We start from the raw sequence: 21,913 nt of genomic DNA on the forward strand, positions 1-21,913 counted from the left end.
GGGCCGCCCCGGAACCGTACGCACCTGGGCAACCACAACAGGGGCGCGGGGAACTGCGCGCGCAACCGTGCACCTCCGTCGTGCCTCGGTCGCGCAGTTCCCCGCGCCCCCATCGGAACGCCGTCAGGCCGCTATCGGCTGGCCTGCCGCGTAGGCCCCGCGGAGGCGGTGCTGGGCGGTCGGGCCGCCGCCGCGGCCGGTGGCCGCGAGGTGGTCGAGGCCGAGGAGGGCCGCGCCGAGGACGGGTGGGGCGACCACGATCCGGGGCTCCGCCAGGGGCGCCCCCGCGGAGAGCCGGGCGATCACGTTGTCGAGCAGCAGCGGTTCGCGGGAGGCCAGTACGCCGCCGCCGAGCACGACCGGGACGGGCTCGGCGAGCAGGTCCAGCCGGGTCAGGGCGATCACCGCGAGGCGGGCGATCTCGTCCGCCTGGCGGTCGATCAGTTCCAGTGCGACGGCGTCGCCCGCCTGGGCCTCGGTGAACAGCAGCCGGACGATCTCGTGCAGCCGTTCCCGTTCGACCAGGCCGAGGTGCATCGCCTCGGCGACGGCGTTGGCACCGGGCAGCCCGAAGTGCCTGGCGATGGCGGCGGAGAGGCCGGTGGGTCTGCCGCGGCCGTCCTCGGCGCGCGCCGCGTACCACATGCACTCGGTGGCGAGCCCGCCGCCGCCGCCCCAGTCGCCGGTCAGCGTGCCGAGGGCGGGGAAGCGGGCCGTCCGGCCGTCCGGCAGCAGGCCGACGCAGTTGATCCCGGCGCCGCAGACCACCGCGACGCCGCGCGCGTTCTCGATGCCGGCCCGGAGCAGTCCGAAGGTGTCGTTGCAGACCGCGCTGGAGCGGCCCCAGGGCCGGGCCGCGACGGCGGCCTCCAGCCGCTCCTCCTCGACCGGCAGGTCGGCGTTGGCCAGGCAGGCGCTGACATGGCTGGTCAGCAGCTGTCCGGGCGACAGCCCGGCTTCGGCGGTGACCGCCTCGACGAGGGGGACGAGGCCGGCGATCGCGGCCTCGGCACCCACCAGCTGGGGTTGGAACCCGCCGCCTCTGGCGCTGCCGAGCACTCTGCCGTCGGCGCCGACCAGGGCGACGTCGGTCTTGCTGTTCCCGGCGTCGATGGCGAGAACGCCCGGTAGTTGCTCAGTGTCGTGGTGGTCCATCAGGTCCCGGTCCCCGCTCGTACGTGTCCCGGCCGCCCCGGCCGGGAGTCTCCGCTGCTCGTCGTTCGTGTTCGGTGTAAGCCGCTCACCCGGTCACGCCCAGCCGAGGTGGGCCCGGTTGTGGGCCAGTAGGCGGTCGGTCAGCCGGTCCGCGAGGTCCAGCTGTCCGACCAGCGGGTGGGCGAGCAGTGCGTCGAAGACCCGGTCCCGGCCGCCCTTGAGCGCCGCCTCCAGCGCGAGCTGCTCGTATGCGGTGACGGCCGCGATCAGGCCCGCGTACAGCGGTTCGACCGGACGCTGCGGCAGCGGGCGCACCCCGGCCGCGTCGACCTCGGCGGGGACTTCGATCACCGCGTCGTCGGGCAGGAAGGGCAGGATGCCGTCGTTGCGGGTGTTGACCACCTGCACGCTGGTGCCGGCGTCGGTGCCGAGCAGGGAGGCGATCAGCTGGACGGCCGCCTCGGAGTAGAACGCGCCGCCGCGCTTGCTCAGCAGCTCGGGCTTGGTGTCGAGCGCCGGGTCGGCGTACATGGTGAGCAGTTCCTGCTCGATCGCCGCGACGGCCGAGGCGCGCGACCCCTTGCTCTTCAACTCCTCGACCACCTGGTCGTGCTGGTAGAAGTACCGCAGGTAGTACGAGGGCACCACGCCGAGCCGCCGGATCACCGGCAGCGGCAGCAGCAGGTCCTCGGCGATCTCCTTGCCGAAGCCGCTGAGCAGCTCCGGCAGCACCTCGCGGCCGGTGGCGGCGCCGGGTGCGTCCAGCAGGGTGACGCCGCGCTCCCAGGTGAGGTGGTTGAGGCCGACGTGGTCGAGCCGGATCAGCTCGGGGGCGACGTCCAGGTGGGCGGCGAACCTGCGCTGGAAGCCGATCGCGACGTTGCACAGGCCGACGGCCTTGTGCCCGGCGGTCTGCAGCGCGCGGGTGACGATGCCGACGGGGTTGGTGAAGTCGACGATCCAGGCGTCGGGGTTGGCCCGGCGGACCTGCTCGGCGATGTCCAGCACCACCGGGACGGTCCGCAGGGCCTTGGCCAGCCCGCCCGCGCCGGTGGTCTCCTGGCCGACGCAGCCGCACTCCAGCGGCCAGGTCTCGTCCTCGTTCCGCGCCGCCTGTCCGCCGACCCGCAGTTGGAGCAGCACGGCGTCCGCGCCGGCCACCCCGGCCGTGAGGTCGGTGGTGGTGGTCACGGTGCCGGGGTGCCCCTGCTTGGCGAAGATCCGCCGGGCCAGCCCGCCGACCAGCTCCAGCCGGTCGGCGGCCGGGTCGATCAGCACCAGTTCGGCGATCGGCAGCGTGTCGCGGAGCCGGGCGAAGCCGTCGACCAGCTCCGGCGTGTAGGTCGAACCGCCGCCTACGATTGCCAACTTGAGCGACATCAGCCCTTGACCCCTGTCAGTGTCACGCCTTCGATGAAGGCTTTCTGCGCGAAGAAGAACAGCACGATCACCGGCGCCATCACGAGCAGCGTGGCGGCCATGGTGAGGTTCCAGTTGGTGTGGTGGGCGCCCTTGAAGGACTCCAGCCCGTAACTGAGCGTCCAGGCGCCCGGGTTCTCGCTGGCGTAGATCTGCGGGCCGAAGTAGTCGTTCCAGCAGTAGAAGAACTGGAACAGCCCGACCGCCGCGATGGCCGGCTTGGACATCGGCAGTACCACCCGCAGCAGCGTGCGCAGGTCGCCGCAGCCGTCGATCCGGGCCGCCTCGATGTACTCCTTCGGGACGGTCAGCAGGAACTGCCGGAGCAGGAAGATCGAGAACGCGTCGCCGAACGCCATCGGGATGACCAGCGGCCAGAGCGTGCCGGTGAGATGGAGCTGCTTGGCCCAGAACAGGTACATCGGGATGACGGTGACCTGCGGCGGCAGCATCATCATCGAGATGACCGCCATCAGTGACAGGTTCCGGCCCCGGAAGCGGAACTTGGCCATCGCGTACGCGACCGGGACGCTGGAGACGACCGTCAGCACCGTGCCCAGGCCCGCGTACACCAGGGTGTTGCGCCACCAGGTGAGGAAGCCCGGGGTCCGCCAGACCTTCAGGTAGTTGCCCCACTCCCACTGGTGCGGCCAGAAGTCGGTGGTCAGGGCCTGGCGGTCGGACATCACCGAGGTCAGGAAGACGAACACGAACGGGAGGACGAAGAACAGCGCGGCCGCGAGGGCCAGCGAGTGCACGGCCACCCAGTGCAGCGCTGCCCGGCGGCGGGCCGCCTTGGCGGCGGCCGTCCGCGTGGTCAGCGGGACGGAGAGGGCGGAGCTCAGGGTCATCTCTTCTCTCAGTCCTCGTTCGACAGGAAGCCGGCCTTGCGGCGCAGCAGCAGGGAGGTGAAGGCCATCGAGATCGCGAACAGCACCACGGCGATCACACAGGCCGAGCCGTAGTCGAAGCGCTGGAAGCCCAGGCTGTAGACCATCTGCGGCAGGGTCCAGGTCGAGCCGTGCGGGTAGCCGGGTTCGAAGGCCTGGCCGGAGCCGCCGATGATGCCGCTGGCGACCTTCCCGGCGACGATCGCCTGGGTGTAGTACTGCATGGTCTGGATGACCCCGGTGACCACCGCGAACATCACGATCGGCGAGATGTTCGGGTAGGTGACGTAGCGGAACCGCTGCCACGGGCCCGCGCCGTCCAGCTCGGCCGCCTCGTACTGCTCCTTGGGGACGTCCAGCAGCGAGGCCATGAAGATGACCATCAGGTCGCCGATGCCCCACATGGCGAGCATGGTGAGGGCGGGCTTCGACCAGTTCGCGTCGGTGAACCAGCCGGGCTGCGGCAGGCCCAGGTCGCCCAGGAAGTGGTTGACCGGGCCGGTGCCGGGGTTGAGCAGGAAGGCGAAGGCCATCGTGGCGGCCACCGGCGGGGCCAGGTAGGGCAGGTAGAACAGGGTGCGGAAGAAGCCGACGCCGGTCTTCAACTTGGTGACCAGCAGGCCGATCCCGAGCCCGAAGGCGACCCGCAGGCTGACCATCACCACGACCAGCCAGAGCGTGTTGCGCAGCCCCTGCCAGAAGTACGGGTAGATGTTGAAGACGAAGTTCCAGTTCTTCAGGCCGCTGAAGACCGGGGCGCTGAAGCCGTCGTAGTGCATGAAGGAGAAGTAGACGGTGGAGATCAGCGGGTAGAGGAAGAAGAAGCCGAAGCCGATCAGCCAGGGGGAGAGGAAGGCCAGGGTGCGGGCCGTCTCCCGGCGGCGCTTGCGCTTCAGCGCCGCCGGGACATCGTTGCGTGCAAGTGCCATGGTGCGTCCGTCACTTGGCCTGGTTGACGGCCGCGTCGATCTCCTGGGCCGTCTTGGTGAGACCGGCCTGGAGGTCGGCCTGCTTGCCGGACTCGAACTCGTAGCCGAAGTTCTGCATGCTGATCTGGTAGGCGCCGCCGTTGATGCTGGACGGCGTGGTGCTGGAGGCCGGGTTCTTGGCGACGTCCAGGAAGGTCTTGAAGTTCGCGTCGCTGTCCAGCTTCGGCGAGCTGAGCGCCGCGATGGTGCTCGGCACGTTGTGGATCGCGTTGGCGAAGCTGACCACGGCGTCGGTGTCGGTGGTCAGGTACTTGACGAACTCCCATGCGGCGGCCTGCTTCTGGCTGCCGCGGGCGATGCCGATGATGGTGCCGGTCTGGTAGCCGCGGCCGTAGGTGGCGGCCTGGTCGTCCGGCACCGGGAAGGGCGCGGTGGCCCAGTCGAAGGCGACCTTGTCGGAGGCGATCGAGGCCGTCCGCCACTCGCCGTCGATGGCCATCGCCACCTGGCCGGTCTCGAACGGGTTCTTCGCGCTGAACTCGTCGCCGAACGAGGCCCGGTACTTCTCCAGCTTGTCGAAGCCGCCGAGCTTGCCGATCAGCGCCTTCTGCCAGGTGTACATCGCGGCGATCTTCGGGTCCCCGGCGATGTCCGACTTGCCGTCCGTGCCGAAGTACGGGACGCCGTACTGGCCGAGGAAGTGCGAGGGGGTGGACTCGTAGCCGTGGTAGTCCGGCATGAAGCCCAGCTGCTTGTACCCGTCGCCGTTCGCGATCGTCAGCTTGACGGCGTCGGCGTCGAACTCGCTGAGCGTCTTCGGCGGCGCGGTGATGCCGGCCGCGGCGAAGGCGGTCTTGTTGTAGTACAGGCCGTACGCGTCGCCGAGCAGCGGCAGCGAGCACTGGCTGCCCTCGAACTGGCTGTACTTGAGCATCGGGGCCGGGAAGGTCTTCGCCGGGTCTATGCCGTCCTTCTTCAGGAAGGGCGCGAGGTCGGTCCAGACCTTGGCGGAACAGAACTTGCCGACGTTGTCGGTGGTGAAGGAGGAGACCACGTCGGGCGCGTCCGGTCCGCCGGCCCGCAGCGCCTGCTCGCTCTTGTCGTCCGCGATGTTGGCGACGACCTTGACGTGGATGTTCGGGTGCAGCTTCTCGAAGGCCGCGACGTTGTCGTTGATCGCCTTGGTCTCGTTGTCCTGGCTCCAGCCGTGCCAGAAGGTGATGGTCACGTCCTTGCCGGAGGCGGAGTCGTCCGTGCCGCCGGTCGAGTTGCTGCCGGTGCAGGCGGTGGCGAAGAGGGCCAGTACGGCGCTGCCGGCGACGGCGGCGAGCATCCGGCGGGATCTGCGAGGGGTGTGCACTGGAGAGTCCTCCTGGGGTACGGAAGGTGCGGGGGCAGGCGGCATCGCCCTTCGGCCCGCGCGCGGGTGGGGGGAGGGTGACGTCCGTGGAGCTGGCGGTGGGCGGAGCTGTCAGGGGGTGCTGCGCATGCGGGTCCCCCCGGCCGGAGCCTGCGACGGGGGGCCCGGGAGGGTCGAGAAGACCGCCTCCCGGGCGGTGGCGAGAGCGCGTTGGAGCGCGCCGTGCAGGACGGGCGAGCCCGGGACGGTGCTGCTGCGTACTTCGGGCCGGGGGATCGAGAGCCCGGCCAGGGCGTCCTGGACGAGCCCGCGCAGCCGGTCGCCGCCGGCCGTCGGGACGTCGCCGGAGATCACCACCAGCTCGGGATCGACCACCGAGACGATGACGGCCAGCCCGACGGCCAGCCGTTCGGCCAGGACGTCCAGGAACCGGTCGCCCGCGCCCGGGGTGTCCAGCGCGAGTTCGATGGCCGCCTCGGCGGTCGGTGCCGCCAGGCCGTGCTCGCGGGCCAGCGCGAGGACGGCCGGTGCACCGGCCAGTTCCTGGAAGCCGCCGGAGTTCTTCCGGCGGAGTCTGTGCACCACCGGTGCGCCCGGCACCGGCATGTAGCCGACCTCGCCCGCGCCGCCGGTGAAGCCGCGGTGCAGCCGCCCGGCGATCACGATCGCGGCGCCGATGCCCTCGGCGGCCCAGAGCAGGACGAAGTCCTCGCAGCCCTGCGCGGCACCGAAGGACTGCTCGGCGACGGCGGCCAGGTTGACGTCGTTCTCGATGCTCACCGGTGCGCCGAGCGCGGCCGTCAGCTCGGCCACCAGCCGGGGCGAGTGCCAGCCGGGCAGGTGCGAGGCGTAGCCGAGCTTGCCGGTGACCGGGTCCAGTGCGCCGGGCACGCCGATGACGATCTCGTGCAGGCTGCCGTCCGCGAGCCCGGCCTCCCGGACGGTGTCGGCGACCGCCGCGGCCGTCCGCTCCAGCGTCTCGGCGGCGGGCCAGCCCCGGCTGGGGACGACCTGCTCGGCGAGCGTGGTGCCGGTGATGTCGGCCACCGCGACCCGGACCCGGCTCGGCGTGACGTCCAGCCCGGCGACGTACCCGGCGGCCGGGTTGACCTGGTACAGCTGCGCGTTCGGGCCGGGGCCGCCGGCCGTGGTGCCGACCGACTCGACCAGCCCCGCCGACTCCAGCCGGGTCAGCAGCTGGGAGGCGGTGGGCTTGGAGAGGCCGGTGAGGGTGCCGAGCTGGGTGCGGGAGAGCGGGCCGTTGGCGAGCAGGAGTTCCAGCGCGGCGCGGTCGTTGATCGCGCGGAGCAGGCTCGGCGTCCCGGCGAGCGGGGGGCGGGCGGGTGTGGTGTCGGTCACGTACCCGATCCTCCTCTCTCCGCCGGTGCGACGGGCGCGCAGGGGTGATGTCCGTGGGGTGCAAGGGCGGCGACCGGAACTGTTAGGAAACTTTCCAATCACCGAGAAGGACGGTAGGCCCCGGGCCCGGAGAGTGTCAATGACCCGGTACGGGCTGGATGCCGAAGCGTTACCGACCACTCCCGTGGCGTGAGTCCCGGCGCGTGAGTCCCGCCGCGTCGGCCCCACCGCGGGGGTCCGCCGGGCGGATCCCGCTGAGCGGATCCCGCCGCGCGAGAGGCCCCGCGCTCCGTCGTCCCGGAGCGCGGGGCCTCTCGTGGGGCCGGGCCGGCGGCCTCAGTGCACCTGCTGCTGGTCGTCCAGCGTGTGCGTCGGCATCGGTATCGGCTTGGTGGACAGCGACTTGGCCGAGGCCGGATCGGCCAGCGCGGACGGCGGCGCGGTCTCGACCACGGGCACCGCGAGGGCCGTCGTCGGCTCCTCCTTCAGCCGGATCCCGGCCAGGTCGAAGGAGGCCTTCAGCCGCCAGCGCAGCGCCCGGGTGACCACCGGCGCCTTGCCCGGCATGGTCCGGACCTCGACCTTCAGCACCACCGACTCGGCGGCCACCGACTCCACGCCGAGCACCTTGGCCGGCTCCCAGAACAGCTCGTCCCAGGGGGCCTCCTTGGCCATTGCCTCGGCGGTCTCCAGGATCAGCGAGGAGACCCGGTCGAGGTCCTCCTTGTACCCGACCTGGACGTCCACCACCGCCGTCGACCAGCCCTGGCTCATGTTGGCGATCCGCTTCACCTCGCCGTTGCGGATGTACCAGATCTCTCCGTTGGCGCCGCGCAGCTTGGTCACCCGCAGGCCGACCTCCAGCACCTTGCCGGTGGCCACCCCGGTGTCGATCTCGTCCCCGACGCCGTACTGGTCCTCCATGATCATGAAGACCCCGGACAGGAAGTCCGTCACCAGGTTGCGCGCGCCGAAGCCGATCGCCACACCCGCCACACCGGCGCTGGCCAGCAGCGGAGCCAGGTCCAGGCCGAGCGCCGAGATCACCATCAGCGCGGCGGTGCCCATGATGCTGAACGAGGCGACGCTGCGCAGCACCGACCCCATCGCCTCCGAGCGCTGCTTGCGGCGCTCGGTGTTGACCACCCCGGCGTTGGCCAGCAGCCCGCCGAACCGGCTGAGGTCACCGTGCTCGTGGTGCTCGTGGTGCCGGGCCATCCGGGCCACCGTCTGCGAGATCAGCTTGCGGATCACCGCCCGCAGCACCATGGCCAGCAGCACGATGAGCACGATCTTCAGTGTGCCCTCCGCCCAGCTCTGCCAGTGGCTCTCGAACCAGCCGGCCGCCTGCTTGGTACTGGCCGACACCTCCGAGGCACTGGTCGGGAGCTTCAGCTGCGGCAGCTCCGCCGAGGGCGAGTGCGCTGCGGGCGAGGGGGACGCGTGGGCGGACACGCCGGCGACACCTTGCCAGGACACTTGCACGACCTTCCTGCTGACGTTCGAGGGGACCGCGGCCCGCCGGAGTCCGGTGCGCGGGCCGCCCGCCGGACTCGTGGGCCGTCCGGACCAGCCTATCGGCCCGCCGTCACCCCTTCGGCTGCCCGGCCGCCGGGTGCCGCCGAACCGCGCCGGTGCGGACGAAGCGTCCGAAAACCCGGGCCCCGCCGTGCATTGTGGCCACAGCCTGGGCATATCGGTTATGACGGAATCCACAGCCGGTCCGTTACACAGGAGTGGTGGCGCCCTACGACGGCGTAAGGCGACACTGGTGGAGATCGCGTCGGAAGGCGCGGTCACCCGCTCGTCCCGGCGCGAGCCACGCGCCGCAGGCGTCCAAGGAGGCATCCGTGCCACATGTCCTGGTCCTCAACGCGTCTTACGAGCCGCTCGGCGTCGTCTCCATGCGCCGCGCACTCATTCTGGTCCTCAACCACAAGGCGGTCAGCCTGGAAGAGTCCGGAATCACTCTGCACAGCGCCACCAGCGCCATCACGGCGCCGTCCGTCGTCCGACTGACCCGGTTCGTCCGGGTCCCCTTCTGCGGGCCCGTCCCGCTCACCCGCCGCGCCCTGTTCGCCCGCGACCACGGGCGCTGCGTCTACTGCGGGGCCGCCGCGACCAGCGTCGACCACGTCATCCCGCGCAGCCGGGGCGGCCAGCACCGGTGGGACAACGTGGTGGCGGCCTGCCGCCGCTGCAACCACACCAAGGCCGACCGGCACCTCACCGAGCTCGGCTGGCGGATGAAGCGCCCGCCCGCCCCGCCCAGCGGTCTGGCCTGGCGGATCATCGGCACCGGCATCCGGGACCCGCGCTGGCGGCCCTACCTGGAGCCGTACGGCGGTGTCGAGCAGTTCCGCGAGTACGAGCACTTCGACCATCCGGAACACACCGGCAGATCGCACCCCGGCCCGAACGGCCATCCCGTCCAGTCCGTCCACCACTCGGTCCACCGCGGTGAGCAGCCGGAAGCACTCTCGGCCTGACCCACCGCCCGACAGACAGGGCCTGCCCGACATCCTTCGGTACGCCTCATGGGCCGCCGTCACACCCCTGGTGGGAGTGCCGGCGGCCCGCCGCGTTCTCCCCTGCGGGGTGCCACGGGGCTGCGCGAAGCGGGGGTGCGGACCCGGCGGGGCCCGGTTCCCTACGGGGTCGGGGAGGGGGAGGCCGAGGGCGGCGCCGTCGGTGCGGTCGAGGGCTTGGGGGACGGCGATGCCACCGGCGGGACGGGCAGGACGGGGGGTATCGGCGGGGTGGGGGACACCGGGGGAGTGGGCGGCGTCACCGGCGGGGCCGGGGTCACCGCGTAGGCCTCGATGCCGAAGAGCGAGTAGCCGTACTTCGTCGCCCGGGAGACGCCCTGGATCCGCAGGTACTGGGCGCCCGGCGCGTCGAAGCGGACGGTCTCGGTGCCGCCCCTGCCGTCGTCGACGGCGGCCACCGTCGTCCAGTTCACGCCGTCCGCCGAGGTCTGCACCTGGTAGGCGGCGGCGTACGCGTCCTGCCAGTGCAGCACCACCGAGCCCAGGTGGGCGGCCTGCGGCAGGCGCAGCTGCACCCAGGCGTCGTCCGTGGCGGGGGAGGACCAGCGGGTCTTCGGGTCGCCGTCGTTCACGTTCTTCGCCGGGAAGGCCGGGGTCTCGTCGCCGGAGGAGCTCGCCACGGCGGTCGGCGCGAGGTCGGGCCCGCTGGTGGGCGGTACCACGTGCACCTGGAGCACCTGGCTCACCGTCAGGGCGCCGGCCGTGAAGGTCACCGGCACCTGGTACGTCCCCGAGGGGGTGTCGGGCGTGGCGGTGACCAGCAGCGGGGCGGTGACCTGGCTGCCGCGCGGCACGCTGAGCGCCGCCGACGGGGTGACGGTCAGGCCCTTGGCGACCGCCGGGACGGCGGTCTTCAGCTCCCCGCTGATCCCCTCCGGGCGCCCGGCCGACACCACGGCCCGGGTCTGCGCCGGGAGGGCCTCGCCCGTCACCACGTCGATCGAGGCGTCGGAGAGGCTCAGCTGGGCGCCGGGGGTGTCCGTGTACCAGGGGACGATCTGGTTCACCACGGGCGGCTCGCCGCCGGGTGCCCAGGTCAGCCGGATGGCGTCGGCGGACAGGCCCCCGGCGGGCAGCTCGTTGTAGCCGGGCTGCGCGATGCCGATCGCCGCCCAGCCGCCGTTCGCCCGCCGCACCTCGACGGTGGCGGTGGCCCGGACGGTGGGGTCGGTGAGCACGGTGACGCGGTCCAGCGGACGGCTCGCGCCCAGCTCGACGGTCAGCGGGGCGTCCGCCGCGGTGGGTGCGGCGGCCGCGTGGTACGCGGTGTCGGGGTTGCCGTCCAGCACGGCGGAGAGGGAGGAGCCGGGCGCGGGGGCCGGTCCGCCGGTGACCGTCGCGGGGGTGTCACCGGGCGCGGTGACGGTGAAGTCCCGGACGGCGACGGCCGTCCGCTGGGTGGCGGTGGCCCGCAGCCGGACGGCCTTGGCGACGGTGCCGGGGGGCGCCACGCCGGTGACGCTCTTCTGGTTGTGGACGGTGGCCAGCGGCTTCCAGCCGCCCTCGCCGGTGGTGTACTCCAGCACGCCGTCGCGGATGTAGTCGTCGGCGGCGGTGATCGCGTCCGGCCCGTTGCCCCAGGAGCCCATCAGCACGGTGACGCTGCCGATCGGGCGCCCGGTGCCGAGGTCGAGCCCGACGGCGTCCCCCACCTGCGGCGGGGCGGAGCTCCAGTAGAAGGTGTCGGCGGCGTCGTCCGTCATCAGCGCCGGACCGTGGTCGTACGCGGTGCCGAGCGTGCTGGTCGGTGCCAGCGCGCCCGTGCTCACGCCGGACCAGCTGTCGGCCGACCGCAGCGCGCGGTCCAGGAAGGGGTCGAGGACGCCCCCGCCGACCGTCGCCGCGCCCTGGGCCAGCTGGGTGCGCAGCTGCCGCAGCTGGACGCGGGCCTGCCAGGCGGCGGAGCCGTTGCCGCCGCGCTGCGCCAGCAGCATGTCCACGGCGGCCTGCCCGGCCCGGCCGTAGCTGCTCAGCCGGGCCAGCCAGGGCGCGGTCTCGGCGCCGACGGCGTCCTGGGCCAGGGCCTGCTGGGCGCCCGCCATCACGGTGAACGCGTCCCGGACGGGGGCGGCGGCCTCGGTCAGCTTCGCCAGGTCGGTGGTGTTGCCGCCGGTCGGCTCCAGGGTGGCCCAGAACCGGTCCAGCAGCGGGGTGAGGTAGCCGGACTCGGCGGTGGCGAGCGGCGAGGAGGCGCTGTTGCCGGCCAGCGCGGTGAGCGCGGCCAGGCCCGCGTCGCTGCCGGCCAGCGGGCGCAGCGCGGCCCGCAGCGAGTCGGCCGGGCGGTAGCCGGCCGGGTTCCAGGCGAAGTCGGCGGCGGTCGCCAGCGGGATCCGGGAGGCCACCGGCTGGGTCATCGCGGCCGTCAGCAGGACGGCCGACCTGCTCGCCAGCTCCGGGTCCCGGCCGGTGTAGGCGCCGAGGTAGAGCCGGTCGGGGGCGGAGTCGTTGACGGGGTAGTTGTCCAGCGTCATCAACGGGCGGTGGAACAGCGCGGCGGTGTCGGCCGTCTGGCTGCCGGTGATCTTCGCCGGGATCACCGAGCCGCCGCTCCAGGCGACCTGCACCCCGGCGGGCAGCGCGGCGGCGAGCGCCATCCGGTACGGCGAGGCGCCCGAGCGCTGGTACTCGGTCGGGACGACCGAGAGCGGGGCCAGCTCGGGGTGCTTGGCCATCAGACGGGCCTGCACCTTGGCGACCAGCGCCGCCTGCGCCTTCGCGGCGGCGGCGGGGCCGGTGCCGTAGTCGCTCCGGTCGGCGGAGCAGTGCCACTCGTCGTAGCTGACGTCCAGGAACTGGAGTTGGAAGGCGTCGAAGCCGACCGACCGCATCGCCTCCAGCTTGCCGACCAGCGCGTCGACGTCCCGGGCCGAGCTGTAGCAGAACGACTGGCCGGGGTCGATGGAGTAGGCGAGCGTCACGTGGTTGGCGCGGGCCCGGGCGCCGAGCCCGCGCAGCACCTCGGTCTGCGCGGCGGGGTAGGCGTCGCGCCAACGGGAGAGGCGGTACGGGTCGCCGCCGGGGGCGTAGAGGTAGAAGTTCTGCTTGCTGCGGCCCAGGAAATCCAGCTCGTCCAGCCGCTGGTCGGTGGTCCAGGGGGTGCCGTGGAACGACTCGGCGGTGCCGCGTACGGCTGCGCCGCTCGGCCAGTCCCGGATGCTGACACCGGGGAAGCCCTTGCCGCCGTTCCCGTTCTGCTCCTGGCCCGGCCCCTGCCCCTGGCCCTGTCCGGGGCCGATCGGCGCGAGCAGCTGCCGCAGGCTCTGCGCGGCGTAGAACGTCCCCGCCGGGTCGATGCCGGCGAGCACGATCGCGCCGTACGTGCCGCCCACGGTGGGGAGTTGGCCGGATGCCAGCAGGTACCCGCCGGCCGGCAGGCCCGCGTACGACGGGCCGGAGGTGTCCTTGCCGCCGGCCGCCGCGGTCAGATCCCGCAGCACCCGGTCGGTCGTCCCGTCGGCGCCCTCGGCCGGGCCGCCGACGTAGACCACCAGCGAGCCGGGCATCGGGGTCTGCGACTGCTGGAGCAGCGGGCTGACGTCGGTGGCCCCGGCCGCGCCGAGCACGTCCCGGACGGCGTCCACGGCGGGGCCGTCCGCCTGGTCGGCGAGCACCAGGCCGACGCTCTTCGGTACGCTGACCGGCTGCCCGGCGCTGGTCAACTCCTGCGGACGCGGGTAGATCTGAGGGTTCGTCAGGCTGCCGAGCGGGGCCTGCGCCGAGACCGGCCCGCTGGTGGCCGAGGTCCGCTCGAAGCCCGGCGCGGCGTAGCCGGGGGCGCTCACCAGCAGCCCGCCCACCACGGCCGCCGCCGACAGCGTGGCCGCGATCTGCAGCGCCGCCCGCCGCCGCCCGGGGCGGGCCGCCCGCCGCTCGGCCCGTACGGACGCCAGCAGCGGTTCGGTGCCCTTGAGGTCGGCGATCAGGCGGTCGGCGGTCTTCGGCGCCAACTGCCGCGCCGTCCGTGCCGTCGCCCGGCGCGCGGCCAGCGCCGCCGGATGCTGCAACACCTCACGCAGGGGCCGGCTCTGCTCGATCTGCTGCCTCAGGCGTCGCCCCGCGACGACGGACACACGCGCCTGCAACAGGAGCCTCCTCGTACCGACCACCCAGCCCGCAGGCCGGTCTCATCACCCGGACCGCTCCGCCGCCACAGCCCACCAGGTGTTACGTCCGGTGTCAACGCGGCTGGGGTCAATGTCTCTTTTGTCCGCCAATGCTGGGAGTCTGCCCGGAATCGGTCGTCGGGCGGGTGTGCGGATCCGGCGGAGAGTCAGGGGATTCGGGTGGCCTGTGAGGACGACGGGTGTGGCCCGGCCACAGGTGCTGCCCGCCGTGGCCGTCCGGACGTCCCCGGTGGACCCCGCGCCGCGAAGTTCACCCGTCGTGCCGAATCGGAGCCCGTGTCGTGCGGGGTCGGGCGGCCCGGGCGCGGGTAGGACTGGGGGGTCCCGTACGGCGTCTCCTCAGAGCACAGGAGCCCAAGAGTGGCCGCATTCCTCGACCCTGCCGTTGACCCTGCCGACTCCGGTCTCCAGCCGGCCCCCGCCGAGGACGCGCCCGCGCCTCCGCCGGAGCTGGTGGCGCTGGCGCACGCCCACGGGGTGGACAGCACGTACGACCCCGGTAGCGGGCCGCTGCCGGTGGCCGCGCACACGCTGGTCGCGGTGCTCGCCGCGCTCGGGGTGGACGCGAGTACGCCCGAGGCGGCGAAGGAGGCGCTGGAGCGTCACCGGGCCGAGCTGGCGGGCCGGTTGCTGCCGCCCTGTGTGGTCGTCAGGGCCGGCCGGCGGACGGCGGTCGACCTGCCGGCCGAGGCGGTGCTGACCGTCGAGCTGGAGGAGGGCGGCTGCTGGACGCTGCCCGCCGGGCACTCGCACTGGCTCCCCGCCGACCTCCCGCTCGGCCGGCACCGGCTGCGGGCGAAGACGCCCCGGCGGGAGCAGGAGGCGACGCTGATCGTCGCGCCGCAGCGGCTCGAACCGCTCCGGGAGCGCGGCTGGGGCTTCCTGGCGCAGCTGTACTCCGTGCTCTCCGACCGCTCCTGGGGCATGGGCGACCTGGGCGACCTCGCCGAGCTGGCCCAGTGGTCCGGCAACGCGCTCGGGGCGAGCTTCCTGCAGATCAACCCGCTGCACGCGGGCCTGCCCGGCGCACCGTCCGACCCGTCCCCGTACCGGCCCTCCTCGCGCCGGTTCGCCGACCCGGTGCACCTGCGGATCGAGGCCGTCCCCGAGTTCGCGTACGCGCAGGGCCTCGGCGACCTCGGCGACCTCGGCGAGCTCGTCGAACGCGGCGCCCGGCTGCGCGGCGAGGTGCTGCGGCACGACGGCCTGATCGACCGGGACGGGGTCTGGGCGCTGAAGCGGCAGGCGCTGCAGATCCTGCACCGAGTCCCGCGCGGGGTCGGCCGCCAGGCGGCGTACCGGGCGTTCACCGAGCGCGAGGGCGACTGGCTGGAGCGGTTCGCGACCTGGTGCGCGCTGGCCGAAGTGCACGGCAGCGACTGGCACGGCTGGCCGAAGAGCCTGCGCCACCCCGGCAGTCCGCACGTCGCCGCCGCGAAGGCCGAGCACGCCGAGGCGATCGAGTTCCACCGCTGGCTGGCCTGGCTGGTGGACGAGCAGCTCGGCGCGGCCCAGCAGGCCGCCGAGCGGGCCGGGATGGCCGTCGGCCTGATCCACGACCTCGCCGTCGGCGCCCACCCGGACGGCGCCGACGCCTGGGCGCTCCAGGACGTGCTGGCGGAGGGCATCTCGGTCGGCGCCCCGCCGGACGCCTTCAACGCGCACGGCCAGGACTGGGGCCTGCCGCCCTGGCGCCCGGACGCGCTCGCCGCCGCCGGGTACGCGCCGTACGCCGAGCTGCTGCGGGCCTCCGCCCGGCACGCCGGGGCGATCCGGATCGACCATGTGATGGGCCTGTTCCGGCTCTGGTGGGTCCCGGCCGGGCTGCCGCCCACCCAGGGCGCGTACGTCCGCTACGACGCGGAGGCAATGCTCGGGGTGCTCGCGCTGGAGGCGCACCGCGCGGGCACCCAGGTGATCGGCGAGGACCTCGGCACCGTCGAACCCGGCGTGCGGGAGGAGTTGACGGCGCGCGGCATCCTCGGCACCTCCGTCCTCTGGTTCGAGCGCGACTGGCAGGACAAGGGCGCCGTCCTGCCGCCCGAGCGCTGGCGGTCCGCCTGCCTGGCCACCCTCACTACCCACGACCTGCCCAGCACCGCCGCCCGGCTCAGCGGCGAGCACGTCGAGCTGCGGCACCGCCTCGGGCTGCTGGCCCGCCCGCTGGAGGAGGAGCAGGCCGGGGCGGCGGCCGAGCTGGCCGACTGGCGCACCGAACTGACCCGGGCCGGGCTGCTCGCCGAGGGCGCCGAGCTCACCCCCGAGGCGCTGTACGCCTTCCTGCTCGCCACCCCCGCCGAACTGGTCGGCGTCTGGCTGCCCGACACCGTCGGCGACCCGCGCCCGCAGAACCTCCCCGGCACCTGGGACCAGTACCCGAACTGGCGCCTCCCGGTGGCCGGCCCGACCGGCGCCCCGCTCACCCTCGACCGGATCGCGGCCGCCCCGGGCACGCACGCGCTGGCGGCCGCGCTCGGCGCCGGGGGCGACACCGAGCCCGGAAGGCGCACCCCGCCGCGCGGGGCGTCATAAAGGGCCGGTACCTTGGGAAACGTGGACAAGAGGAACGCTTTGCGCGCTGGTGCGGTCACCGCAGCGGCCACGCTGATGATGCTGATGTCGTCGCCCGCCATGGCCCTGACCAGGGACGACGGTGACGACCCGGGCAAGGGGCTGAGCCTCGCCCAGACCCTGGGCCTCTACGTCGGAATCCCGCTGGTCCTGTTCGTACTGATCACGGGTCTGGTCATGCTCCCTTCGCTGGGCAAGGGCAAGAAGAAGTAACCACGTCGCACCGCAGAGCGCCGCAGGAGCACCCGCTCCTGCGGCGCTCTCCGGTTTCCACCGGCCCACGGCGCTCACCGGCCCACCGGTCCCACCGGCCCACCGGTCCGCCGCTCTCGCCGCCCCTTCGGCCTCCCGCCGCCGGAACGCGTCCGGCTCAGCCCGTCGCGAGGTGCCGGCGTAGGCCCGGGGTGTGGCGGGTGCTGCCGTCGGGGAGGACGGCCAGGGCCTCGACCTGCGGGTGCCGGGCGGCCCAGGCCAGGGCACGCTGCGGGCCCATCGCGAAGGCGGCGGTGGCCCAGGCGTCGGTGCGGGCGAGCCGGCGGCCGACCAGGGTGAGGGAGGCCAGGCCGGTGGCGGGGCGGCCGGTGTGCGGGTCGAGGATGTGCGGGCCGCGTTCGGCGGTGCCGGAGGTGGCGACCGCGAGGTCGTGGCCGGCCACGACGGCGATCAGCTCGCCCGGGTGCAGCGGGTGGGCGACGCCGATCCGCCAGGGGCCGCCGCAGGTCTGGATGTCGCCGCCGCCGCCGACGCTGTGCCGGTCCGAGCCCGCCGCGCGCAGCAGCCGGGAGGCCTCCTCGACGGCCCAGCCCTTTACCCATCCGCTCGGGTCGAGCACTCCGCCGGGCCGGTCGCTGAACCAGCCGTCGGTCTCGGCGGTGACCTCGCGGCAGCGCTCCAGCACCTCGGCGACCTCCGGGTCGCATTCGGCGGGGGTCAGTTCGCCGCGCCCGAGCCGGCTGATGTCGCTGTCGGGCCGGTAGGTGGAGAAGACCCGGTCGATGCGGTGCAGCCGTTCGACGGCCCGCCGCAGTGCCTCGCCGATCTCCGGCGTGGGGTCGCGCACGGTGAACGAGAAGACGGTGCCCATCACGTGCTCGGCGTGCCGCAGCGGCGCCGGGGCGGTCACAGCCCCGCCTGGTCGAGGGCGCTCTGCAGTGAGCGGGTGTAGCCGTCGCTGGTGTACGTCGCGCCGGAGACCGCGTCGATCTGCGCGCTCTGCGCGGCGATCGCCTCCTGGTTGAGCTGCGGCAGGGCGTAGCTGTTGATCTCCAGGTCGCGACCGCTCTCCTGGGGGTACTGGATCACGTCGATCCTGGAGACCTTCTTCCCGTCCAGCACCACCCGGACCTGCACCGGGCCGTAACGGGTGTCGATCGCCGAGCCGGTGACGGTCCGCGTGGCGGAGGCCGACGGGCTGCCCGGGGAGGCGGCGGCCGAGGCGGCCGGCGAGGACTGGCCGGCGGACGGCGCCGACGACGGGGTGCTGGAGGTGTCGGAGCTGATGATCCTGCTGCTGACCGCGCCCGCGCCGCTGTTGTGCGGCTTGAGCGAGAGCAGCAGGATCACCCCTGCCACGGTGGCGGTGCCGGCGACGATGGCTCTGCGCACGGGGACAACCCTTCGGCGTGGGACGGTCGGGAGACGGTCGGAGGGAACGGGTCAGAAGTCGAAGGACTCACGGTGGATCCGGGAGCGCCGGACCCCGGCGGCGCGCAGGGCGCGGACGGCGTCCTCGGCCAGCGCCTCCGGCCCGCACAGGTACACCTCGTGCCCGGCCAGGTCGGGCACCAGCCGGCGGAGCGCGGCGCCGAGGTCGCCGACCTGGGCCCGGCTGCCGAGCAGCTCGTGCACCCGCGCGCGGCGGTCGGCGCCGATGGCCGCCAGCTCGTCCCGGAAGAGCACGTCCTCGGCCCGCCGGGCCCGCTGGACGAAGGTCAGCCGGCCGGGCAGCGTCTCGAACAGCGCCCGCAGCGGGGTGACCCCGACCCCCGCTCCGAGCAGCAGCACCTTGCGCTCCCGGCGCCGCCGGGCGGTGAAGGCGCCGTACGGCCCCTCGGCCCGCACCTTGGTGCCGGGTGCGAGCCGGGCCACCGCCGCGCTGTGGCCGCCGAGGTCCTTGACCGTGAAGCGCAGGAACCGGGGGTGCGGCGGCGCGGAGAGCGAGTACGGGTTGGCGGCCCAGCGCAGGCCCTTGGTCTGGAACTGGAGGCGGAAGAACTGCCCGGCCTCGGCACCGAGCTCGTCCAGCCGCTCGCCGGTCAGGAAGAGCGAGACCACGCCCGGCGCCTCGCGCCGCACCTCGGCGACCCGCAGCCGGTGCCGCCGGTCCCGCAGGTACGGGACGACCAGCCGGTACCAGCCCAGCAAGGCGGCGGTGCCCAGGTAGAGCGCGTACCAGGCGAGCCGCTCGGGGCCGCTGCCCAGGTCGGCGCCGTTGGCCAGCTGGTGGCTGAAGCCGAGCGCGATCGCCAGGTAGGTGGCCAGGTGGAGGTAGTACCAGGTCTCGTAGCTCAGCCGCCGGCGGGCGGCCCGGGCCGAGACCGCGCCGGTGCCGAACATGATCATGGTGGCCAGCGTGGCCTTGATCATCTCGGGGTAGTGGAAGACCAGCCGGACGCCCTCGGAGACCACGCCCTGGTGGTCCGTGAGCGCGTACCCCCAGACGATGGTCAGCACGTGGACGCTGACCAGCCCGACCAGGTACCGGCCGCCCATCGCGTGCCAGCGCGCCAGCCGGTCCGCGCCGACCTCGCGCTCCAGCAGCGGGATCCGGGCCATCAGGAGCAGCAGCACCGGCGCGGCGTACCCGGCCAGCAGGCCGGTGATCCGCCCGGCGCCGGTCAGCCAGTCGGCGGCGGTGGTCACCTCGGTGGTGTCGTTCCACCAGATCGCCAGCAGGCCGGCTGCGCCGACCGCGATCAGGCCGAGTACGGCCCAGGACACGGCGTCGGCCGGGAACCTGCGGGGTGGCGCGGCACGGCGGCTTGCGCTGCGGTGCTGGGTGAGTACGGTCACGGGCCCTCCTCCTTGCCGTCCGGATACCGTCCGACCTGGGCAACCCTGGCACCGGAAGCTCTCAGTTGCCTCTGAGTCCGCCGCCCCGACACTCCCGAAAATCAGGTGTTTGCGCAGGTCAGGGCGGTAGTGGTGGCTGCGGCCGGGGCAAGTGGATCTCACCGTGTTCTCATCGCGGCAGGTGAGAATGAAGGCTCCCGCCGCCGAAGCCACCCCTGGGGACCCGCATGGACAGCATCTCCGGACCGGACCAGCCGCCCTGGCGGATCCTGGTGGTCGACGACGAGCCCGACCTCGTCGAGGTGCTCTGCGGGGCGCTGCGCTACGAGGGCTGCGAGGTGCGCGGCGCGGGCGACGGGCCGGCCGCCGTCGCGGCGGCGGCCGACTGGCGTCCGCACGCCGTGGTGCTGGACATGATGCTTCCCGGCCTGGACGGGATGGAGGTGCTCCGCCGCATCCACGCGGGGCAGCCCGAGGTCCGGGTGCTGTTCCTGACCGCCAAGGACGCCGTCGAGGACCGGATCGCCGGTCTGGCGGCGGGCGGCGACGACTACGTGACCAAGCCGTTCAGCCTGGCCGAGGTGGTGGTCCGGCTGCGCGGCCTGCTGCGCCGCACCGGCCCGGCCGAGCGGCCGGTGCCGGTGCGCGGGCTGGTCCTCGGCGACCTCGTGCTGGACGAGCAGTCGCACGAGGTGGCCCGGGGCGGTGAACCGGTCGAGCTGAGCCCCACCGAGTTCGCGCTGCTCCGCTACCTCATGCAGCACCCCCGGCAGGTGCTCAGCAAGCCGCAGATCCTGGAGGCCGTCTGGTCGTACGACTTCGGCGGCCAGGCGCACGTGGTGGAGCTCTACATCAGCTACCTGCGCAAGAAGGTCGACCTCGGGCGGCCCCCGATGATCCACACCGTGCGCGGGTCGGGCTACCTGATCAAGGCGGCGACGTGACCGGCCCGGCCGTGACCGGCCCCGCAGCGTCCGGCCCCGCAGTGTCCGGCCCGGCCGGGACCGGCCCTTCGGTGATCAGGCGGATGGCCCCTCGTACGATCCGCGCCCGCCTGCTCGCCGGGCTGCTCGCGCTGCTGGTGCTGACCTGCGGCGGGGTCGGGCTGGCCACCACCGAGGCGCTGCGGCACTTCCTGGTGGCCCGGCTCGACCAACAGCTCTCCGACACCGGCGGCCGCTACGCCGCCAGTCTGGAGCACCAGGGCGCCGGCGGCACCGCCACCGCCCGCAGTGACACCCGGGCGCAGGCCCCGGGCACCTTCGGTGCCCGGCTGCTGCACGGCACGGTGACCAACGCCGGGGTGGTCGACGGCGACGCCGACGATCCGGGGGTGGCCGCCGGGAGCAGACCGGCCGACACCGACGACCTGGTGCAGCTGACGGCCGCCGACCAGCGGGCGCTGGCCGCCCTGCCGGTCGGCGGCCCGGCCGCCAGCGTCCGGCTCGCCGCGCTGCCCGGCTACCGGCTGCGCGCCACCGCCGGGCTGGACGGCGACGTCCTGGTCACCGGACTGCCCTTGGAGCCGGTCGAGCAGACGGTGCATCAGTTGATCATGGTGGAACTGATCGTCTTCGCCGTCGCGCTGGCCGTGACGGGCGTGGCGGCGGCGCTCTGGATCCGCTTCTCGCTGCGCCCGCTCGGCCGGGTGGTGGCGGCGGCCGAGGGGGTGAGCGCGCTGCCGCTGGCCAGTGGCGAGGTGGAGCTCTCCGTCCGGGTGCCGGACGACGACAGCCGGACGGAGGTCGGCCGGGTCGGCGCGGCGCTCAACCGGATGCTCGGCCACGTCGAGGACGCCCTCGCCCAGCGGCACACGGTGGAGGAGAGGCTGCGCGCCTTCGCCGCCGACGCCAGCCACGAACTGCGCTCCCCGGTGGCGACCGTGCGCGGCCACGCCGAGCTGGCGCTGCGTCACCCCGGTCCGCTGCCCGAGCAGGTCACGCACTCGCTCACCCGGATCGACGCCGAGTCGCAGCGGATGGGCGCCCTGGTGGAGGACCTGCTGCTGCTGGCCCGGCTGGACGCCGGACGGCCGCTCGCGGTGGGGGAGGTGGACCTCACCCGGGTGGCCCTGGACTGCACGGCCGACGCCCGGGCCGCCGGGCCCGGACACCGCTGGCGGCTGGAGCTGCCGGAGGAACCCGTCCTGGTCACCGGTGACGCCGACCGGCTGCGGCAGGTGGTGGCCAACCTGCTGGCCAACGCCCGCACCCACGCCCCGGAGGGCACCGAGGTGACGCTCCGGCTGGAGGAGCGGGCCGGCCGGGTCCGCCTCACGGTCACCGACACCGGCCCGGGGATCGAACCCGAGCTGGCGGCCATGGCCTTCGAGCGCTTCGTACGCGGCGACCGCTCCCGCTCCCGGGCGGCCGGCAGCACCGGCCTCGGCCTGGCGATCGTCCGGGCGGTTGTCACGGCCCACGGCGGCACGGTCGACCTGGCGAGCCGCCCGGGGAGCACGGCCGTCACCGTCCTGCTCCCCGGGCAGCCCTGAGAGAGCACCGCGCACCCCCCCAGGGGCGCGAGGAACTGCGCGAATCGGAAG

16 protein-coding genes are annotated in these 21,913 nt (G+C 73.8%); 5 read left to right on the top strand and 11 right to left on the bottom strand.

Annotated elements, in window-relative coordinates:
• Positions 1–123 precede the first annotated feature (123 nt).
• From ABD330_RS12110 to ABD330_RS12140, 7 genes are all read right to left on the bottom strand, one after another.
• Positions 124–1,155 (bottom strand): N-acetylglucosamine kinase, encoded by a 1,032-nt coding sequence (locus ABD330_RS12110; RefSeq protein WP_344463921.1) that lies wholly within the window; start codon positions 1,153–1,155, stop codon positions 124–126.
• A gap of 93 nt (positions 1,156–1,248) precedes the next feature.
• The gene (locus ABD330_RS12115; protein ID WP_344463923.1) at positions 1,249–2,535 is read right to left on the bottom strand and encodes a 6-phospho-beta-glucosidase; all 1,287 of its coding nucleotides are present in this window, start codon (positions 2,533–2,535) and stop codon (positions 1,249–1,251) included.
• A complete protein-coding gene (locus ABD330_RS12120; RefSeq protein WP_344463925.1) occupies positions 2,535–3,425 on the bottom strand; it encodes a carbohydrate ABC transporter permease in 891 nt (296 codons plus the stop codon). Before ABD330_RS12120 ends, ABD330_RS12115 begins: the two co-directional genes overlap by 1 nt.
• 8 nt (positions 3,426–3,433) lie before the next feature.
• A complete protein-coding gene (locus ABD330_RS12125) occupies positions 3,434–4,393 on the bottom strand; it encodes a carbohydrate ABC transporter permease (protein WP_344463927.1) in 960 nt (319 codons plus the stop codon).
• A 10-nt stretch (positions 4,394–4,403) separates the two neighbouring features.
• Positions 4,404–5,726: an extracellular solute-binding protein gene (locus ABD330_RS12130; protein WP_344464147.1), complete on the bottom strand. Its 1,323-nt coding sequence runs from the start codon at positions 5,724–5,726 to the stop codon at positions 4,404–4,406.
• A 138-nt stretch (positions 5,727–5,864) separates the two neighbouring features.
• The gene (locus ABD330_RS12135; protein WP_344463929.1) at positions 5,865–7,112 is read right to left on the bottom strand and encodes an ROK family transcriptional regulator; all 1,248 of its coding nucleotides are present in this window, start codon (positions 7,110–7,112) and stop codon (positions 5,865–5,867) included.
• A 336-nt stretch (positions 7,113–7,448) separates the two neighbouring features.
• A complete protein-coding gene (locus ABD330_RS12140; RefSeq protein ID WP_425555510.1) occupies positions 7,449–8,567 on the bottom strand; it encodes a mechanosensitive ion channel family protein in 1,119 nt (372 codons plus the stop codon).
• Between the two features lie 395 nt (positions 8,568–8,962).
• On the opposite strand from ABD330_RS12140, the gene ABD330_RS12145 reads away from it, so the two are divergent.
• Entirely contained in the window at positions 8,963–9,601 is a 639-nt protein-coding gene (locus ABD330_RS12145; protein ID WP_344463931.1) for an HNH endonuclease, read from the top strand.
• Between the two features lie 161 nt (positions 9,602–9,762).
• Here the strand turns inward: ABD330_RS12145 and ABD330_RS12150 are convergent, their stop codons facing one another.
• Complete coding sequence (locus ABD330_RS12150; RefSeq protein WP_344463932.1) at positions 9,763–13,743, bottom strand: beta-N-acetylglucosaminidase domain-containing protein; 3,981 nt, start codon at positions 13,741–13,743, stop codon at positions 9,763–9,765.
• A 402-nt stretch (positions 13,744–14,145) separates the two neighbouring features.
• On the opposite strand from ABD330_RS12150, the gene malQ reads away from it, so the two are divergent.
• Entirely contained in the window at positions 14,146–16,317 is a 2,172-nt protein-coding gene (malQ, locus tag ABD330_RS12155; RefSeq protein ID WP_425555511.1) for a 4-alpha-glucanotransferase, read from the top strand.
• A 21-nt stretch (positions 16,318–16,338) separates the two neighbouring features.
• Positions 16,339–16,569 (top strand): hypothetical protein, encoded by a 231-nt coding sequence (locus ABD330_RS12160; RefSeq protein ID WP_344463934.1) that lies wholly within the window; start codon positions 16,339–16,341, stop codon positions 16,567–16,569.
• Positions 16,570–16,726: 157 nt separating this feature from the next.
• On the opposite strand, the gene ABD330_RS12165 is transcribed toward ABD330_RS12160, so the two are convergent.
• From ABD330_RS12165 to ABD330_RS12175, 3 genes are read right to left on the bottom strand one after another with little or no spacing between them, the layout of a single operon-like run.
• Positions 16,727–17,440 carry an FAD:protein FMN transferase gene (locus ABD330_RS12165; protein WP_344464153.1) on the bottom strand — a complete coding sequence of 238 codons (714 nt, stop codon included), beginning with the start codon at positions 17,438–17,440 and terminating at the stop codon, positions 16,727–16,729.
• Positions 17,441–17,475: 35 nt separating this feature from the next.
• On the bottom strand, positions 17,476–17,961 hold the full coding sequence (locus tag ABD330_RS12170; protein ID WP_344463936.1) for an FMN-binding protein: 486 nt from the start codon (positions 17,959–17,961) through the stop codon (positions 17,476–17,478).
• Positions 17,962–18,012: 51 nt separating this feature from the next.
• Positions 18,013–19,368 carry a ferredoxin reductase family protein gene (locus tag ABD330_RS12175; protein ID WP_344463938.1) on the bottom strand — a complete coding sequence of 452 codons (1,356 nt, stop codon included), beginning with the start codon at positions 19,366–19,368 and terminating at the stop codon, positions 18,013–18,015.
• Positions 19,369–19,595: 227 nt separating this feature from the next.
• Here ABD330_RS12175 and ABD330_RS12180 point away from each other — a divergent pair, with 227 nt between their 5' ends.
• Together ABD330_RS12180 and ABD330_RS12185 are read left to right on the top strand one after the other, a co-directional pair.
• Entirely contained in the window at positions 19,596–20,312 is a 717-nt protein-coding gene (locus ABD330_RS12180) for a response regulator transcription factor (RefSeq protein WP_344463940.1), read from the top strand.
• An 83-nt stretch (positions 20,313–20,395) separates the two neighbouring features.
• Positions 20,396–21,862 (top strand): sensor histidine kinase, encoded by a 1,467-nt coding sequence (locus ABD330_RS12185; protein WP_344463942.1) that lies wholly within the window; start codon positions 20,396–20,398, stop codon positions 21,860–21,862.
• The last annotated feature ends 51 nt before the right edge of the window (positions 21,863–21,913 follow it).

The sequence above is a fragment of the Kitasatospora kazusensis genome (genome assembly GCF_039529945.1).
Classification (GTDB): Bacteria; Actinomycetota; Actinomycetes; order Streptomycetales; family Streptomycetaceae; genus Kitasatospora; species Kitasatospora kazusensis.